Origin of the sequence: Psychrobacter sp. CAL346-MNA-CIBAN-0220 (genome assembly GCF_040309805.1) — a bacterium.
GTDB lineage: Bacteria > Pseudomonadota > Gammaproteobacteria > Pseudomonadales > Moraxellaceae > Psychrobacter.
Genome location: NZ_JBEOPF010000032.1, coordinates 1 through 568 on the forward strand (window position 1 = coordinate 1; position 568 = coordinate 568).

General features: G+C 37.9%; 1 protein-coding gene. It reads left to right on the plus strand.

All coding sequences use genetic code 11. The annotated features are described in order from the left end of the window. Positions 1-188: 188 nt before the first annotated feature. The coding region (locus AAEY88_RS12575) for a restriction endonuclease subunit S (RefSeq protein WP_350562920.1) at positions 189-568 on the plus strand (380 nt) is incomplete at its 3' end.

Here is a 568-nt window from a genome sequence, read left to right on the forward strand (position 1 = left end):
TTGATTTTGTTGGAAGATAAGGTAAGAACAACGGTGTAGCGGCAAAATTTGACTTGATAGAAGGTATTAAACCCTATAGTTCAGGATTACTGACAGTAGCTTTGGGAGGTTCAGTTTTATCCACTTTCCTCCAAGTTAATAATTTTTACACATCGCAAAATGTGGCTGTATTAAAGCCCCTACAGCCTATGACTGAGCATGAAAAACTCTTTTATTGCTATGTCATACACTCAAACGCATTTAGGTTCTCCACTTGTGGGCGAGAAGCTAATCGGACACTTAAAACACTGGAAGTTCCATCATTAGATGAAATTCCAGACTGGGTCAATAAACCTAATATTGATCAATTTAAGGGAGCGGATAAACCTTTTACGACAAGCGCTTCTTTCGATTTAGATGATACCGAATGGAAGTATTTTAAATATTGTGAAGTATTTGAAATAAAAAAAGGGCTGAGGCTTACAAAGGCTAATATGCAAGTAGGAGACACTCCTTTTATTGGCTCGACTGACAGCAATAATGGACTGACCAACTTTGTCGGACAGAAGCCTATTCATGAAGGTAATGT